The sequence below is a fragment of the Streptomyces winkii genome (genome assembly GCF_032248595.1).
GTDB classification, from domain to species: Bacteria; Actinomycetota; Actinomycetes; order Streptomycetales; family Streptomycetaceae; genus Streptomyces; species Streptomyces winkii.
In genome coordinates, this window is the sequence record NZ_JASTTH010000003.1 from 447,664 (window position 1) to 465,171 (window position 17,508).

Below are 17,508 nucleotides of genomic sequence, written 5' to 3' on the forward strand. Positions count from 1 at the left end.
TGTGGTCGAGGCTTCGTCCCGACCTGACAAGAACCGGCCCGTAGTGGTGCATCACTGCTACATTGCCGACTCGTATCTGCCGTGTGCCGTCGTGCAGCACCCCCGTCAGTTCGAGTAGAGCTCTTCGATCTCAGCCGCGTACATCCGCGTGATCGCTTCCCGCCGAAGCTTCATCGACGGGGTCACCAGGCCGTCGGCCTCGCTGAACTCTTCCGGCAGGATGCGGAACGAGCGTATGGATTCGGCCCGCGAGAAGGCGCTGTTCGCCGCTGCCACGGCCCGGCCCACCTCGCGCTCCAGCTCCTCGGCCGGAGTGTTGCCGTAGCCGGGGCCGGCGGGACCCCACTGCTCGCGGCCCTTTCGCCACTGTTCGAGGACTTCCGGGTCCAGGGTCACCAGGGCGGCCACATGGGGCCGGTCGTCGCCCACGACGAGCGCCTGCGAGATCAGGGGATGGGCGCGCAGCCTCGTCTCCAGCATCAGCGGTGAGACGCTCCGGCCGGCGCTGGTGATGATGACGTCCTTCTTGCGGCCGGTGATGACGAGATAGCCGTCGTCGAGATAGCCGACGTCGCCCGTGCCGAGCCAGCCGTCGCGCAGCGTCTCCTCGTACTGCTGCACCGCGTGTGTGCCGCCGCCGTCGGGGACTTGGGAGTGCCCGGGCGCGGGAATCCCCTGGCCGCCGCCCCCGTACGGTGCGTTCTGGCGGGCCGCGTCCTCGGCGCGGCCCGTGTAGCCGGGGAAGACCGTCGGGCCCCGCACCCACACCTCGCCGTCGCGCGCGATGTGCACCGAGGCGCCCGGCATCGGGCGTCCCACGGTGCCGAACCGCGGCCGCCCCGGAGGTTGCGCGGTGATGGCGCACGTGGTCTCCGTGAGCCCGTAGCAGTCGTAGACGACGATGCCCGCGCCGGCGAGCCCGAGCCCCAGTTCGCGGCTGAGAGTGGAGCCGCCCGAGACGACGTTGCGCATGCGGCCTCCCAGCACGTCCCGCAAGTGCCGGTAGACCAGGCGGTCGTAGACCGCGTGCCGTGCCCGCAGAGCGGTGCCGGGGCCAGGTCCGGCGCCGAGCGCCTGAGCCTCCGCCGCTTCCGCGTACCGTCTGGAGACCTCCATGGCGCGGTCGAACATGTCGCCGCGGCCCGCCGACGCCGCCATCATTCGCGCCGCCGCATAGAGCTTTTCGAAGAAGTACGGAACCGCATAAAGGCACGTCGGCCGGAAAGATCTGATCGCGGGCATCAATTCCCGTGCGGAGATGTCGGGTTGATGCCCCAGCAGATAACCGCCGCGGATGCAGAGCACCGTCACCATCAGCCCGTAAACATGGCCCACGGGCATAAAAGCGAGGATGGAGGGCTGCTGCCCGGGCTCGCCCATCAGCCGGCCCCAGCCGGCGAGGATCGTGTCGCATTCGGAGGCGAGATTGCGGTGCGTGATGACGCAGCCGCGGGGACGGCCCGTGGTCCCCGAGGTGTAGACGATCGCCGCCGTCATCTCCGGGGTGACGGCCCAGCGTTGGCGGTGCACGTCGTTGTCCTCGACGCCGCGGCCCGACGCCGTCAGCCAGCCCACGCAGCCCGCGTCGAGCTGCCAGATGTGGCGCAGTTGCGGCAGCCCTTCCACGACCGAGCCGACGGTCATCGCGTGGTCCTCGTGCTCGACGATGACGGCGCACGCCCCGGAGTCGCCGAGGACCCAGCGCAACTGCTCGGCGGAGGAAGCCGGATAGAGCGGCACGACCTGAACGCCGAGCGACCACAGGGCATAGCTGAAGAGAGTCCACTCGTGCCGCGTACGGGTCATGACCGCGACCCGGTCGCCGAAGCGCACGCCCTCGGCGAGCAGCCCTTTCGCAAGCTTGAGCACCTGGGTGGCGAAGGCGGCCGCGGTCATCTCGCGCCATGGGCCGCTGCTGCCGTCCTGACTCTCGCGGCGCGCCAGCTGCGGCAACCCCGGTTCCCGCGCGGCGAGTTCGTAGACGGAGTCGGCCAGCCCGCCCGATCTCAGCGGCTCTACGAGCGGTGGAAGGCTGTAGTCGCGCACAGCACCACCACCCTCACCCCGTCCGCCGGCGTCACGACGTTCAGTGACTGACGGCGAAAATTACCTCGCTGCCCGGCTCGCTGCCTAGGGAATTGCGGATCTTCCCTTGCGTGGAATCGGGGGAGGGTATGTGAGGGAAGAGAGCCGCTCACCTGCGTGGTGCGCGGTCAGCGCCCGGTGGGGCGCGCTCCGTGCAACGGCGGAGGACGTGGGTAACCGCAAGTAACCAAAGGCTGGCCGAACGCCCGGCTCCAGACGTGTCCTTGCCTCCGCCGGCCACGTCGCCCCGGACGGAGGCCGGGCCGTCGCGCTGTTACCGTCCCGGTCCCGAACGCCGGTGCGCCCAGGGCGAGTTCGGGGCGAGGCGGTCCCGCCCGCTCACGTGCCCGTGCGGTCAGCTCCCCGTCAAGACCCGTCCGTTGCCACGACTGCCCACCGGCCGACCTCGCGATAGCCGGAGTCGTAGAGAGCCTCGCCGGTGCCCGGCCGGAGGTCGTAGTGGCGGAGGTTGCCGCCCCAGTACCGCAGTATCCGGCCCAGTTCGCTCGCGGCGTCGCCGTCGAACGCCGTCTCTCCCATGTCGACTTCGAGAAGGAACTTCATCCCCGCCTCCCTGCCGGATCTCTTCGGCCGCTCCCGCGCACCGGAGCGCTGCTCGCTTTGGCTTCAATCGTCCCATTGAAGTGCTGGTTGAGGGTTGGCGAGAGCAGGTCCCAGGCAGGGGAGGGGAGTTGAGGCCGGAGGTCTCAAGGACCGGTGGCGCCTCCCGGGCCACCGTCGCTCGTACGTCCTCCCGGCCGGCCGCGCACGCTGAGGGAGGCAGGCCCGCCTGGGCTGAGTCGTTGTGAAACATGGATGCAACGAAGGGTTGACCCATAGATGCAAGGACCCTAGGTTCCGTGACGCGGTCGTTGAATACCGGACTTCGGAATTCGCTGAAACGCCGTTCCGTCGGAGGATCTACGGGTCAGGAGGCACGGTGCCATGATCGACACCGCACTGCGCCGAGAGTTCGAAGCCGCACTCGGGACGGATTCCGTACTGACAGATCCGCTCCAGCTGCGGACTTACGAGTGTGACGGGCTGACCGGCTTCCGTGAAGTCCCCGCTCTGGTCGCCTTGCCGCGCAGCACCGACGAGGTCGCGGCCGCCGTCTCGCTGTGTGCGAAGGCCGGGCTGCCGTTCGTCGCGCGCGGCGCCGGCACGGGCCTGTCAGGGGGAGCGGTGCCCGTGGCGCAGGGCGTGGTCATCTCCCTGGCCCGGATGCGGCAGGTGCTCGACTTCGACCCGGAGGACCGGCGCATGGTGCTCCAGCCCGGCGTCACCAACGCCGAGATCTCCCGCGTCGCCGCGCCGCACGGCCTCTACTACGCGCCGGACCCGTCCAGCCAGGTGGTGTGCACGATCGGCGGCAACGTCGCGGAGAACTCCGGGGGCGCGCACTGCGTCAAGTACGGCTTCACCGTGCACCACGTGACCGCCCTGCGGGTCGTACTGCCGGACGGATCGGTCACCGAACTCGGCGCGGACGCACCCGAGTCGGCCGGACCGGACCTGCGCGGGCTGTTCATCGGCTCCGAGGGCACCCTCGGCATCGCCACCGAGATCACCGTGCGGCTGCTGCGTACACCCGAGAGCGTGCGCACCCTCGTCGCGGACTTCCCGACCGTCGAGGCCGCGGGGGAGGCCGTCAGCGGGATCATGGCGTCGGGGATCGTGCCCGCGGCGGTGGAGATGCTCGACTCCCTCGCGATCGAGGCCTGCGAGGCGGCCGTGCACGCCGGATACAGCCTCGACGCCACGGCGGCGCTCGTCGTCGAACTCGACGGCATGGAGCACGAATGCGACGAGCAGTTCGAGAAGGTCGTCGCGATGTGCCGTGAGAACGGCACCACGAACGTACGCATCGCCACGACCGACGCCGAGCGCGCGCTGATCTGGAAGGGCCGCAAGGCCGCCTTCGCGGCCGTGGGGCGCATCAGCCCGGACTACTTCGTGCAGGACGGCGTCGTCCCGCGCACCCGGCTGTCGGAGGCGCTGACCCGCATCGCCGCGATGTCGCGCGCCGAAGGGCTGCGGGTGGCCAACGTCTTCCACGCGGGCGACGGCAACCTGCATCCGCTCGTCCTCTTCGACGAGCAGGCCGGCGAGTCGGAGCGCGCGGAGAAGCTGTCCGCCGAAATCGCCGAGATGTGCGTGGAGTTGGGCGGTTCGCTCAGCGGCGAGCACGGTATCGGCCTCGACAAGGCGTGTTCCATGCCGGAGATGTTCGGGGAGACGGACCTGGCGGTGATGCGGTCGCTGCGTACGGCCTTCGATCCGGACGGACTGGCCAACCCGGGCAAGGTGCTGCCCACTCCGCGGCTGTGCGGAGAGGCACCCGGACGCTACCGGCCGCACCCGCTGGAGGCGGCCGGCGTGATCGAGAGGTTGTGAGAAGAGGTGACCGAGGAGCACCCCGGCACGCTGCGGGAGAACGGCTCGTCCGCCGGGCACGCGCACGCGCCTGCCTCCGACTCCCCGACCACGTCCCCGACCACGGCCGCACCCGTGTCCGCACCCACATCCGCGTCCCCGTCCGCGTCCGCCCAAGTACCGCCCGCCGACCCGGAGTCGGGGAGCGCGCCGGGCCGACTGCCCTCCCGCGTACGCCCGTCGGGCCTCGCCGAGGCCGCCGACGCGCTCACGTCCGCCGCGCACGAAGGGCGGACCGTGCTGTTCGAGGGCGCCGGTACGGCGCTGGAGTGGGGCGCGCCCGTCGAGGACCCCGGCCTCGTGCTGGAGATCTCCGGCCTCGACCGCCTGATCAGCCACGCCCCCGAGGACTGGACGGTCGGCGTCGAGGCGGGCATGCCGCTCACCAGGCTCCAGGAACTGCTGGCCCCCGCCGGGCAGTGGCTCCCCGTCGACCCGCCCTCCGGCGAGGACGGCGCGACCCTGGGCGGGCTTCTGGCGTGCGGCGACGCCGGCCCGCGGCGCCTGAAGTACGGCGGCCTCGCCGACCTGGTGATCGGCGCGACGCTCGTGCTCCCCGACGGCACCGTGGCGCGGACGGGCGGCGACGTCATCAAGAACGTCGCCGGCTACGACCTGGCGAAGCTGATGTCCGGCTCGCTCGGCGCCTTCGGCCTCGTCGCACGGCTCAATCTGCGCGTGCATCCGCTGCCTGCGGCGACGACGACACTCGCGCTGGCCGCCGGCGACGCCGGCCGGGCACTCGACGCCGCCCGCGCCGTCATGCGCTCGCCGCTGGAGCCCGTGGCCGTCGAGTGGGACGGACGGCACCTGCTGATCCGCTTCCAGGGCACCGAGGAGAGCGCGGCCGAGCGCGGCCGCCTCGCCCCGGGCGTTCCCGGCCTCGACGGCGCCCGCGTGCTCGGCGCCGAGGCGGAGCGGGCCGCCTGGCGGCGGCTGTCCCGCACCGTACGAGGCGAGGACGGCGAGACAGTGCTCCGCGCGGGAACACACCCCGCGCGACTCCCCGCCCTGGCCCTGCGGCTGCGCGAGCTGACCCAGGAGACCGGCGTGGAGGCGGAGTTGGTCAGCGGCATCGCACAGGGCCTGCACACAGTCGTGCTGCGCGGCGGCGACGCGGCCGGGCACGCCGCCTGCCTGACCGCGTGGCGCGAGTCCGTGCACGAGGCCGGAGGGTCGGTGACGCTGCGGCGGCGCCGCGAGGGCGTCGAGGACGCCGCGGCGGCATGGGGCCCCGCGCCGCCCGCGGTCGCCGTACTGCGGTCTCTCAAGCGGCAGTTCGACCCGGGGGGTCTGTGCGCACCGGGACGCTTCGCGCCCTGGTTCTGACCCGGGCCGGGCCCGCCCGGCGACCACCGCGCCGTCCCTCCGCGCTCGCAACCCCGCACTCGCAACCCCGCACCCGCAGCCCCGCACCCGCAACCCCGCCCCGGCTCTCACGTAGGAGCACCGAATGACCACGCAGCACGGTGGAACGCCCGAGACCCCGGCTCCGGCCGGTGCCTTCGACGCCCACCACCCGCCGTCCCCGGAACTGCTCTCCGACTGCGTGCACTGCGGCTTCTGCCTGCCCGCCTGCCCGACGTACGCCCTGAGCGGCGAGGAGATGAACTCGCCCCGCGGCCGCATCTACCAGATGAAGCTCATCAGCGAGGGCGAGGCGTCGCTCGACGTCGCGGCGGTGGGCCACTTCGACAACTGCCTGGGCTGCATGGCGTGCGTGACGGCGTGCCCGTCCGGTGTGCAGTACGACCGGCTCATCGAGTCCGTGCGCCCGCAGATCGAACGCAACTGGGCCCGCTCACGCTCCGACCGCGCCTTCCGCGGGCTGATCTTCCGCCTCTTTCCCTATCCGCGCAGGCTGCGCGTGGCCGCCGTTCTCGGCGCGCTCTACCAGCGGCTGGGGCTGCGCGGAGCGCTGCGCCGCACCGGTCTGCTGCGGCGGCTGCCGCCGCGGCTGCGCGCGCTGGAGGCGCTGATGCCGGATGTGCCCCTGCGCTCGGCGCTGCGCCGGACCCCGGAGCGCAGCCCGGCCCGTGGCGGCGACGCCTCCGCCTCGGACGGCGCCTCCGCCTCGGGTGACGCGGGGGACGCCGGCGCACCGGGGGCCGCCGCCCGCCGCACCGTCGGCATGGTCACCGGCTGTGTGCAGCAGGTCTTCTTCGCTCAGGTCAACGAGGCCACGGTGCGGGTGCTGACCGCTGAGGGCTGCGAGGTGATCGCCCCGCCCGCGCAGGGCTGCTGCGGCGCGCTCAGCGAGCACGCGGGACGCGAGGAGGAAGCGGTCCGCCGCGCGCGGCAGCTCATCGACACGTTCGAACCGCTGGACGTCGACGTGGTCGTCGTCAATGTCGCGGGCTGCGGCTCGGCGCTGAAGGAGTACGGACGGCTCCTCGCCGACGACCCCGAATACCGCGAGCGCGCCGAGGAGTTCGCGGCCAAGGTGCGCGACGTCTCCGAACTCCTCGCCGAACTCACCCCGCTCGCCCCGCGCCACCCGGTACGGGCGCGCCTCGCGCACCACGAGGCGTGCCACCTCGCCCACGCCCAGGGCGTCCGCGAGCAGCCGCGCGCCGTGCTGCGGAGCGTGCCGGAGCTGGAGGTGGTCGACATCCCCGAGGCCGACATGTGCTGCGGCTCCGCGGGCGTCTACAACCTCATCCAGCCGGAGCCGGCCGAGGAGCTCGGCCGCCGCAAGGCGGACAACGTACGCTCCACGGCGCCCGACGCCGTGGTGACGGCCAACCCAGGCTGTCTGCTTCAGATTTCGCGCCATCTCGACAAGCAGCTCCCCGTGCTGCATCCCGTCCAGGTCGTCGACGCCTCGATTCGCGGCGTCAGGCCCTGGTGAGTCTTCCCGAGTCCCAACTCGTCCCCGGAGGCACCGTGTTCCAACCCGTACTCGACCCGCTGGGCGGTTCGCTGGGGTGGTCGTCGCTCGTCGCCGCCCTCCCGCTGGTCGTCTTCTTCGTGCTCCTGGGCGTGCTGCGCATCCAGGCGTGGCTCTCCGCGCTGGCCTCGCTCGCCACGGCCGTCGTCGTCGCGGTCGCCGCGTACGGCATGCCGGTGGGTCAGAGCCTCAACTCGGCTGTGCTGGGCGCCCTGTTCGGGCTGTTCCCGATCATGTGGATCGTGGTGAACGCCCTGTGGATCTACCAGATGACCGTCGATACCGGTCACTTCGAGGTGCTGCGCCGCTCCTTCGGCAAGCTCTCCGACGACCAGCGCCTCCAGGCCGTCATCGTCGCCTTCTGCTTCGGTGCGCTGCTGGAAGCCCTGGCCGGGTTCGGCGCGCCCGTCGCGATCAGCTCCGTGATGCTCATAGCGCTGGGCTTCAAGCCGTTCAAGGCGGCGACGGTCGCGCTGGTGGCCAACACCGCGCCGGTGGCGTTCGGAGCGATGGGAACGCCCGTCATCACGCTCTCCGAACTGACGGGCCTCCAGCTGGAGGACGTCTCCGCCACCGTCGGGCGCCAGACGCCGCTGCTGGCCGCGGTCGTGCCCGTGCTGCTGGTCTTCCTCGTCGACGGGCGCCGCGGCGTCAGGCAGACGTGGTGGCCCGCGCTGGCATGCGGACTCTCCTTCGGCGCGGCCCAGTTCGTCACCTCCAACTACCTCTCCGTCGAGCTGACGGACGTCGTGGCCGCGCTCGTCTCCGTCGGCGTGCTGGTACTGGTGATGCGGATGTCGCACATCCCGTCCGTCGCGGCCTCGGACATCCCGGGTGACGAAGCGGACGGAGCGGCGGCGGGTTCCGCGGGAGCCGGCGGCTCCGGCAGCGGCACGGGAGGCGGCGCCACGGACGGTGCCGGAGGCACGGGCGGAGCAGGCGGCTCCGGCACGGAGCCCGCGACTCAGACGCAGCCCACGGCCACGAGCACGAGCACCGAGCCTCAGACGCAGGACAGCTCGCGCGCCGCGGTCAACGCCTACCTCCCGTACGTCGTGATCATCGTGGTCTTCGCCCTCAGCCAGATCCCGGCGATCAAGGCCGTCCTGGAGAAGGGCGCGGTCCTCTTCGGCTGGCCCGGCCTGGACGTCGCCGACCCCGTCACCGGGAAGCCCGCTGCCTCCACGGTCTTCAACTTCAACTGGCTGCCCGCGACCGGCACGATGCTGCTGCTCAGCGGCGTGATCACGGCGGCCCTGCTGGTCATCTCCCCACGCGTCGCCGTGCGTTCGTACGGACGGACCCTCCACCAGCTGCGGTGGGCGATCCTGACCGTCGCCACGGTGCTCGCGCTGGCCTACGTGATGAACCTCTCCGGGCAGACCTCCACCATCGGCCACTTCATCGCGGGCGCCGGAGCCGCGCTGGCCTTCCTCTCGCCGGTGCTGGGCTGGCTCGGAGTCGCGGTCACGGGCTCCGACACCTCCTCCAACGCCCTCTTCGGCATCCTCCAGGTGACGGCCGCCAAGAACTCCGGGTACGTCCCGGAGCTCCTCGCGGCGGCCAACAGCTCCGGCGGCGTCCTCGGCAAGATGCTCTCCCCGCAGAACCTCGCCATCGCCGCCGCCGCGACGGGCCTGGGCGGACGGGAGCCCGAACTGCTGCGGAAGGTCGTCGGGTGGAGCCTGGTGCTGCTGCTCCTGATGTGCGTCCTGGTCTTCCTTCAGTCCACGGCCGTACTGGGCTGGATGCTGCTGTCCTGATGCCCGAGGACCGCTGCGCGGGTGCCTCGCAGGTGCCCGCGCAGCGCGGCCCGGTAGGCGGCGAGGTCGCCCTTCTCGAGCAGCTCGACGAGCTCGACGTGCTCGTGGTTCGTGGCGCGGAGCCGGTCGCTGTCGTTGAAGACCGCGTACAGCCCCATCCGCTGCTGGCGGTCCCGCAGCCCGGCGTAGAGGTCGAGCAGGATCGGATTGTCGGCGGCCTGCACGATCAGCTGGTGGAAGACCTGGTCCGCGGCGACGAACGCCTTGCCCTCGCCGGCCTCGCGCAGCTTCGACTGCTCGTGGAGCTGCTCGCGCAGCTCCTTCACCAGACGCTCCAGCGCCGCCGCGCCGAGCGAGGAGACCTTCTCCGCGGCGAAGGACTCGACGAGCTCCCGGGTCTCCAGCACGGTCTCCACTTCCTTCGCGGAGACGGGCACGACGACCGCGCCGCGCTTAGGGTAGAGCCTCAGCAGACCCTCGGACTCCAGCCGCAGGAACGCCTCCCGCACGGGGGTACGGCTGATGCCGAGCGCGTCGGCGACCGTCCCCTCGCTGATCAGATCGCCCCCGGCGAGGATGCCGTCCAGTATCCGTTCCTTCGCGTACTGGTACGCGCGCTGGGACGTGGGGAGAGCCTTACCCACCTGACGCCCCCCAACATGGATGGATTCATGTGTCCAAGCGGGACCCTAGATGCGCTCCGGGCGGGCGTGCAACCGGCCTGGGAAAGCCCGCACGCGGGCCATGAGATCGCCGCGACGGGCCCGCGCGGGAGGCCGCTTCGCGCTCGGCGCGGCCGGTCGGCGATGATGGAGGAGGAGCCACCACCCGGACGCCGCGTCCGAGATCTTCGCTCCCCACCCTCCCCCAGCCACCGCTGGGAGGTGCCCCGACATGGAGCGACGACGCAGGTGAGAGAGCCGGTATGCGATTTCTGAACGACCAGCAGCCCCCGTACGACCTGACCTACGACGACGTGTTCATGGTGCCCGGCCGCTCGGCGGTCGGCTCGCGGCAGGGCGTGGACCTCGCGTCCCCCGACGGCAGCGGCACCACGATCCCCCTGGTCGTGGCCAATATGACGGCCATCGCGGGGCGGCGCATGGCGGAGACCGTGGCACGCCGCGGCGGGCTCGTCGTCATCCCGCAGGACATCCCGATCGACGTCGTCACCGAGGTCACCGGCTGGGTCAAGCGCCGCCACCTGGTGCTCGACACCCCCATCACGCTCGCACCGCACCAGACGGCGGCCGACGCGCTGTCGCTGCTGCCCAAGCGCGCGCACGGCGCCGGTGTCGTCGTGCAGGACGGGCGCCCCGTCGGCGTCGTCACGGAGTCCGACCTCACGGGCGTGGACCGCTTCACGCAGCTGTCCGAGGTGATGTCCCGCGATCTGCTCGTACTCAAGGCGGACGTCGACCCGAGCGAGGCCTTCGACCAGCTCGACAGCGCGCACCGCAAGCTCGCGCCCGCCGTGGACGCCGACGGCCTCCTCGTGGGCATCCTCACCCGCAAGGGAGCGCTGCGCGCCACGCTCTACACCCCGGCGACCGACGCCGCGGGGCGGCTGCGCGTCGCCGCCGCCGTCGGCATAAACGGCGACGTGGCGGGCAAGGCCCGCGCGCTGCTGGACGCCGGTGTCGACACCCTCGTCGTGGACACCGCGCACGGCCACCAGGAGCGCATGGTCGAGGCGCTGCGGGCCGTCCGCGCGCTCGATCCGCAGGTGCCCCTGGTCGCGGGCAACGTCGTCGCCGCCGACGGTGTACGGGATCTCGTCGAGGCCGGTGCCGACATCGTCAAGGTGGGCGTCGGCCCGGGCGCCATGTGCACGACGCGCATGATGACCGGCGTCGGCCGTCCCCAGTTCTCCGCCGTCCTCGAATGCGCCGCCGAGGCACGCAAGTTCGGCAAGTACGTGTGGGCCGACGGCGGGGTGCGGCACCCGCGCGACGTCGCCATGGCGCTCGCCGCCGGCGCGTCGAACGTCATGATCGGCTCGTGGTTCGCCGGGACGTACGAGTCGCCGGGCGACATCCAGCAGACCGCCGACGGGCGTGCCTACAAGGAGTCCTACGGCATGGCCTCGGCGCGCGCCGTGCGCCACCGCACCAGCGAGGAGTCCGCGTACGACCGCGCCCGCAAGGCGCTGTTCGAGGAGGGCATCTCCACCTCGCGGATGTTCATCGACCCGGCGCGGCCCGGCGTCGAGGACGTCATCGACGCGATCATCGCGGGCGTGCGCTCGTCGTGCACCTATGCGGGGGCCGCCTCGCTGGAGGAGTTCGCGGAGAAGGCCGTCGTGGGCGTGCAGAGCGCCGCGGGGTACGCGGAGGGCGAGCCGCTGCACGTCAGTTGGTGAGGCGGCGGGGGTCTCCCCGCCGTCTTCGCCGTGGGACGAATCTCTTCCGGACCGCCCCGCGCCGTGCTCCGATCCTCGTATGACCTCTTTCACCCGTGACGGGCACTCAGGTACGGGACCGGGCGAATTCACGCGCGACGGCTGCTCGGTCGAGCTGTACTCACACCTTCCCGGCAACGGCGAGGCCGACATCGTCATCGGGGCCGTGCCGCGAGGCGCGACCGTCCTCGAGCTCGGCGCCGGTGCGGGCCGGATGACCCGGCCCCTGGTGGCGGGCGGGCTCCGTGTCACCGCCGTCGACGAGTCCGAGGCGATGCTCGATCAGATCGGGGACACCGCGCCGACGGTGTGCGCCGCCATCGAAGACCTCGACCTCGGGCGGCAGTTCGGCGCCGTGACCCTCACCTCCTTCCTGGTCAACACCGCCGACGACGCGCTGCGGACCCGGCTGCTGCGCACCTGCGTCCGGCACACGGAACCGGGCGGCTGCGTCGTCGTCCAGCGTGAACGCGACGGTATGCACGACTCCCTCAGCGCGGGGCAGAGCTGGAGCAGGGGAGACCTGACCGTCTCGGTGGTCTCCATCGAGCCGCTGGGCGGCGGCGCTTCGCGTTCGTGCCTCGCCTACGAGATCGGCGACTCCCGCTGGACGCAGACGTTCTTCTCGCGGAACCTGCCCCGCCCCCGCTTCGAGGCGGCGCTCGCCGAGGCCGGGCTGGCCGTGGACCGCTACCTCACCGACGACGAGACCTGGGTGCGCGCACGCGTCCGGAACGACGGCGCCGCCTCCTGAACTTGCATGAACCTGCCCTGAACCCGCCCCGGACGAAGGTCCTGAACGATCGGCCCGAGTCTCCCTGAACGATTCGCCTCAACGGGCCTTTCGCGCGCAACGGATCGCCGCCGACGCGCAAGGATGCCCCGTTACCCGCCGACACCTGCGGCTCGTAGGGTCGTGCGCCAACGCAGACCAACAGCGAGGAGGCCGCTGCCGTGTTGGAGCAGGGCGCAGAACCGCACGCCCCGAAGCCGCCGCCCGGAGGAGGGCAGGCCGGCGTCGCGCGGCTGATGCGCCGCAAGCCCGTGGAGAGGCTGGTCGCCGAGGGCGGCCGCGGCGAGGGAGGCGAGCTGCGGCGCAGCCTCGGACTGTGGCAGCTGACCATGATCAGCATCGGGGCCACGCTCGGCACCGGGATCTTCGTCGTCCTCGGCGAGGCCGTGCCCGACGCCGGGCCCGCGGTGATCGTCTCGTTCGTCGTCGCGGGCCTCACGGCCCTCTTCTCCGCGCTGTCCTACGCCGAACTGGCGGGCACCATCCCGGTCGCCGGCTCCTCGTACTCGTACGCCTACGCGACGCTGGGCGAGCTGGTCGCCTGGGTCTGCGGCTGGTGTCTGCTCCTGGAGTACGGGGTGTCGGTCGCCGCCGTCGCCGTCGGATGGGGCCAGTACATCGACGAACTGCTGCACGGCACTCTCGGTGTGGCGCTTCCCCAGGCCCTGTCCGCGCCGCCCGGCGACGGCGGGCTCTTCAACGTCCCCGCGCTCGTCGTCGTACTCCTCGCCATGGCCTTCCTGTTCGGCGGCGCGAAGGAGAGCGCACGCGCCAACACGGTCATGGTCACGGTGAAGGTCATCGCGCTGCTGCTCTTCTGCGCCGTCGCCGCCACCGGGATACGGGCGGGCAACTACCACCCCTTCATGCCGCTGGGCATGGCCGGCGTGAGTGCCGCGGGAGCCACCCTCTTCTTCTCCTACATCGGATTCGACGCGGCCTCCACGGCGGGGGAGGAGGCCAAGAACCCGCAGCGTGACCTGCCGCGCGCCATCCTCCTCTCGCTCGTCCTGGTCACCGCGCTGTACTGCCTCGTCGCGGCCGTGGCCGTGGGCGCGACGCCGTGGCGGCGGTTCGAGGGGAGCGAGGCGGCGCTCTCCGGAACCCTGCACAGCGTCACGGGGCAGGACTTCTGGCCCACGCTGCTGGCGTTCGGGGCCGTCGTGGCCATCGCGTCGGTCGTGCTGACCGTGCTGTACGGGCAGACCCGGATCCTCTTCGCCATGTCGCGGGACGGACTGGTGCCGGCCGTCTTCTCCAAGGTCCACCCCCGCAGCGGCAGCCCGCGCGCCAACACCGTGATCGTCTCGGCGTTCTGCGGGACGCTCGCCGCGGCCGTGCCGCTCGGGCGTCTCGCCGATGCCACCAGCATCGGCACGCTCTTCGCCTTCGCCCTCGTCAACGTCGCCGTGATCGTGCTGCGGCGCACGCGGCCGGAGATGCGGCGGGCCTTCCGCGTGCCGCTCTCGCCGCTCTTCCCGCTCGTCGGGCTCGGGCTGTGCCTGTGGATGATGTTCTCCCTGGACACCGTCACCTGGGCGGTGTTCGGCGTCTGGATGGCCGTGGGCGCTGTGGTCTACTTCGGGTACGGGATGCGCCGCTCCCGGCTGACGAACGCACCGAACCCAGCGCTCACGGAAGAGTGACCGGCCCGCAGTGACCCTCAACGACCTCGACGAACGCATCGTCCACGCCCTCTCCGAGGACGCCCGCCGCTCCTACGCCGACATCGGCGCCGAAGTGGGGCTCTCCGCGCCCGCCGTCAAGCGCCGCGTGGACCGGCTGCGGGCGGAGGGGGCCATCACCGGGTTCACCGTGCGCGTGGACCCGGCGGCCCTCGGCTGGGAGACGGAGGGCTACATCGAGATGTACTGCCGGTCCAAGACCGGCCCCGAGGACATCCGCCGCGCGCTGGCCCGCTATCCGGAGGTCGCCTCCGCCTCGACGGTGACCGGCGAGGCGGACGCCATGGTGCAGATCTTCGCCTCCGACATGCGCCACTTCGAGCAGGTACTGGAACGCATCGCCGGCGAGCCGTTCGTCGAGCGTACGAAGTCGGTGCTCGTGCTCTCGCCGCTGCTGCGCCGCTACACGGCGGGCGCACCGCGCTGACGCCGCGCCTGGGCTGACGCCGCGCCTGGGCTGACGTCCGTGCCGCCGGCGAGCCGCCGGGCGGGCTCCGTGCGCAGGTCATACGGCCGACACGGGTGCGTCGTATACGCCGCGCAACGAATCGGCGCATACGAGGCCAGACGCGCAACGAAGCGCTCCGGCACGCGCAACGGAAGCGCCTTGTCGGCCGGTGCCGCGGGCCGTACCGTCGAAGTGTTCCCCAGTACACCCGCACGGACCGGGCCCCGCCGCGCCCGCACCCGTGCGCCCGAGCACGCAGAGGTCCCATGCCGTCGCTGCGCCTCGCCCTGCACCAGGGCCCCGCCGGTGTCCCCGGCACCGTCGAGGACGGTCTCGCCGCGCTCGACGGCGCCGCCCGCGCGGCCGCCGCCGGGGGCGCACGGCTTCTCGTCACGCCCGAACTCTCCCTGACCGGCTACGCGTTGGGCGACCGCGTCGCCGAGCGGGCGGAGCCGGCGGACGGCCCCGCCTCCCGCGAGGCGGCCCGTATCGCCGCCGCCCACGGCATCGCCGTCGTCCACGGATATCCCGAACGCGACCCCGAGGGCGGCGCGTTGTACAACTCGGCCGCCCTCGTGGGGCCCGACGGGCGGCTCCTCGCCGGCTACCGCAAGACACACCTCTACGGCAGCTACGAGACCGAGCACTTCACCCCGGGCGGGCGGCTCGTCGTGCAGTCCGTCCTGGACGACGTCCGCGTCGGCCTCCTCGTCTGCTACGACGTGGAGTTCCCCGAGGCCGTGCGCGCCCACGCCCTCGCCGGTACGGAACTGCTGGTCGTGCCGACGGCGCTGATGCGCCCGTACGACATCGTGGCGGAGACGGTCCTGCCCGCGCGCGCGTGGGAGAACCAGATCTACGTGGCGTACGTCAACCGGGCCGGCCGGGAAGGGGAGTTCGACTTCGCCGGGCTCAGCGCGCTCGCCGCGCCCGACGGGACGGTGCCCGTCCGCGCCGGGCGGGAGCCGGACCTGCTCTTCGCCGACGTCGACACCGGCCTGCTGCGCGCCTCCCGCGCGGAGAACAGCTATCTCACCGACCGGCGGCCCGGGCTCTACACGGCCTGACCCCGCAGGCACCTCGCCACCGCCGGGCCCGGCCCCGCGCCGGGACGCCCGGACCGGGCCCCCGAACTCGCAACCCCGAGCCCTCCGTTCACAACCGCGATCCCAACCGCGACCCCGATCCCAACCGCAACCCCGATCCCGAGCCGACCCGCACCCGGAGAGGAGAAGTGCGCCGATGACGTCCACGGTGCCCACAGCCGTACACGAGGAGCAGCAGCCCGCGGCCGCGGCAGGCAGGCCGCTGACCATGTCCGGGCCGGACTTCCCGTTCGCCTACGACGACTTCCTCGCACACCCCGCGGGGCTCGGGTCCGTCCCCGCCACCGAACACGGCACCGAGGTCGCCGTCGTGGGCGGCGGACTCTCCGGCATCGTCACCGCCTACGAGCTGATGAAGACCGGACTCAGGCCCGTGGTCTACGAGGCCGACCAGATCGGCGGCCGCCTGCGCACCGCGCGCTTCGACGGCTGCGACGGCGAACTCACCGCCGAGCTGGGCGCGATGCGCTTCCCGCCGTCCTCCACCGCCCTCCAGCACTACATCGAGCTGACCGGCCTGGAGACCGCGCCGTTCCCCAACCCCCTTGCTCCGGCGACGCCTTCGACCGTCGTCGACCTCAAGGGCCGCTCGCACTACGCCCGTACGCTCGACGACCTTCCGCCCGTCTTCCACCAGGTCATGGACGCCTGGAACGCCTGCCTGGAGGACGGCGCCGAATTCTCCGCCATGCAGCGGGCGTTGCGGGAGCGCGACGTGCCGCGCATCCGCGAGATCTGGTCCCGACTGGTGGCGAAGCTCGACAACCAGACCTTCTACGGGTTCCTCTGCGACTCGGAGTCCTTCGCCTCCTTCCGGCACCGTGAGATCTTCGGGCAGGTCGGATTCGGCACCGGCGGCTGGGACACCGACTTCCCCAACTCCATCCTGGAGATCCTCCGCGTCGTCTACACCGGCGCCGACGACGACCACCGCAGCATCGTCGGCGGCAGCCAGCAACTCCCGCAGCGCCTCTGGGAGTCGGAGCCGGACAAGCTCGTCCACTGGCCTGCCGGCACGTCCCTCGCCTCGCTCCACGAGGACCACGGCGGCCCCCGGCCCGCCGTCACGGGGCTGCGCCGCACCGCGGGCAACCGCATCACCGTCACCGACGCCGCGGGAGAGATCCGCACCTACCGCGCGGCGGTCTTCACGGCCCAGTCGTGGATGCTGCTCAGCAAGATCGACTGTGACGACGAGCTGCTTCCCATCGACCACTGGACGGCGGTGGAGCGCACCCACTACATGGAGTCCTCCAAGCTGTTCGTGCCCGTGGACCGCCCGTTCTGGCTCGACGAGGCCGTCGACGACAAGGGCGAGCCGACCGGCCGCGACGTGATGAGCATGACGCTCACCGACCGGATGACGCGCGGCACGTATCTGCTGGACGACGGCCCGGACCGGCCCGCCGTCATCTGCCTGTCGTACACGTGGTGCGACGACAGCCTGAAGTGGCTGCCCCTGGACGCCGGTCAGCGCATGGAGGTGATGCTCAAGTCGCTGGGGGAGATCTATCCGAAGGCCGACATCCGCAGCCACATCACCGGCAGCCCCGTCACGGTCTCATGGGAGAACGAGCCGTACTTCATGGGCGCGTTCAAGGCCAACCTGCCCGGCCACTACCGGTACCAGCGGCGGCTGTTCACGCACTTCATGCAGGACTCGCTGCCCGAGGACAAGCGCGGACTCTTCCTCGCCGGAGACGACGTCTCCTGGACGGCGGGCTGGGCGGAGGGCGCGGTGCAGACCGCTCTCAACGCCGTATGGGGGGTGCTGCACCACCTCGGCGGCGGCACCGACCCGTCGAATCCCGGACCGGGCGACGTCTTCGACGACATCGCGCCGGTGCTGCTGCCGGAGGACTGAGCGAGCCGGCCGGGCCGCGCGCGAGCGGCCCGGCCGC

General features: G+C 72.0%; 13 protein-coding genes. 10 read left to right on the plus strand and 3 right to left on the minus strand.

Features of this window, described 5'->3' with window-relative positions:
• Window positions 1–105: 105 nt before the first annotated feature.
• Entirely contained in the window at window positions 106–2,046 is a 1,941-nt protein-coding gene (locus QQM67_RS10510; RefSeq protein WP_314173421.1) for an AMP-dependent synthetase/ligase, read from the minus strand.
• Window positions 2,047–2,451: 405 nt separating this feature from the next.
• Complete coding sequence (locus QQM67_RS10515) at window positions 2,452–2,649, minus strand: hypothetical protein (protein WP_314173422.1); 198 nt, start codon at window positions 2,647–2,649, stop codon at window positions 2,452–2,454.
• Window positions 2,650–3,030: 381 nt separating this feature from the next.
• Here QQM67_RS10515 and QQM67_RS10520 point away from each other — a divergent pair, with 381 nt between their 5' ends.
• The 4 genes from QQM67_RS10520 (at window position 3,031) to QQM67_RS10535 (ending at window position 9,174) form a co-directional block, all read left to right on the plus strand.
• Complete coding sequence (locus QQM67_RS10520; RefSeq protein ID WP_314173423.1) at window positions 3,031–4,482, plus strand: FAD-linked oxidase C-terminal domain-containing protein; 1,452 nt, start codon at window positions 3,031–3,033, stop codon at window positions 4,480–4,482.
• Between the two features lie 6 nt (window positions 4,483–4,488).
• On the plus strand, window positions 4,489–5,850 hold the full coding sequence (locus tag QQM67_RS10525; protein ID WP_314173424.1) for an FAD-binding oxidoreductase: 1,362 nt from the start codon (window positions 4,489–4,491) through the stop codon (window positions 5,848–5,850).
• A gap of 124 nt (window positions 5,851–5,974) precedes the next feature.
• The gene (locus QQM67_RS10530; protein WP_314173425.1) at window positions 5,975–7,372 is read left to right on the plus strand and encodes a (Fe-S)-binding protein; all 1,398 of its coding nucleotides are present in this window, start codon (window positions 5,975–5,977) and stop codon (window positions 7,370–7,372) included.
• 35 nt (window positions 7,373–7,407) lie between these two features.
• A complete protein-coding gene (locus tag QQM67_RS10535; RefSeq protein ID WP_314173426.1) occupies window positions 7,408–9,174 on the plus strand; it encodes an L-lactate permease in 1,767 nt (588 codons plus the stop codon).
• Here QQM67_RS10535 and QQM67_RS10540 read toward each other — a convergent pair.
• On the minus strand, window positions 9,135–9,818 hold the full coding sequence (locus tag QQM67_RS10540; protein WP_314173427.1) for a GntR family transcriptional regulator: 684 nt from the start codon (window positions 9,816–9,818) through the stop codon (window positions 9,135–9,137). The two genes, QQM67_RS10535 and QQM67_RS10540, sit on opposite strands and share 40 nt — an antisense overlap.
• A 281-nt stretch (window positions 9,819–10,099) precedes the next feature.
• Here QQM67_RS10540 and QQM67_RS10545 point away from each other — a divergent pair, with 281 nt between their 5' ends.
• The 6 genes from QQM67_RS10545 to QQM67_RS10570 all read left to right on the plus strand — a co-directional run bounded on the left by QQM67_RS10545 (window position 10,100) and on the right by QQM67_RS10570 (window position 17,471).
• Window positions 10,100–11,536 (plus strand): GuaB1 family IMP dehydrogenase-related protein, encoded by a 1,437-nt coding sequence (locus QQM67_RS10545; RefSeq protein ID WP_314173428.1) that lies wholly within the window; start codon window positions 10,100–10,102, stop codon window positions 11,534–11,536.
• Window positions 11,537–11,615: 79 nt separating this feature from the next.
• On the plus strand, window positions 11,616–12,329 hold the full coding sequence (locus tag QQM67_RS10550; protein WP_314173429.1) for a class I SAM-dependent methyltransferase: 714 nt from the start codon (window positions 11,616–11,618) through the stop codon (window positions 12,327–12,329).
• 200 nt (window positions 12,330–12,529) lie between these two features.
• The gene (locus QQM67_RS10555; RefSeq protein WP_314173430.1) at window positions 12,530–14,014 is read left to right on the plus strand and encodes an amino acid permease; all 1,485 of its coding nucleotides are present in this window, start codon (window positions 12,530–12,532) and stop codon (window positions 14,012–14,014) included.
• Between the two features lie 10 nt (window positions 14,015–14,024).
• Window positions 14,025–14,480, plus strand: a complete 456-nt coding sequence (locus QQM67_RS10560; RefSeq protein ID WP_314173431.1) for an Lrp/AsnC family transcriptional regulator — start codon at window positions 14,025–14,027, stop codon at window positions 14,478–14,480.
• 287 nt (window positions 14,481–14,767) lie between these two features.
• Entirely contained in the window at window positions 14,768–15,568 is an 801-nt protein-coding gene (locus tag QQM67_RS10565) for a carbon-nitrogen hydrolase family protein (protein ID WP_314173432.1), read from the plus strand.
• Window positions 15,569–15,743: 175 nt separating this feature from the next.
• Window positions 15,744–17,471, plus strand: coding sequence for a flavin monoamine oxidase family protein (locus QQM67_RS10570; protein WP_314173433.1), 1,728 nt, complete (start codon window positions 15,744–15,746; stop codon window positions 17,469–17,471).
• Window positions 17,472–17,508 lie beyond the last annotated feature (37 nt).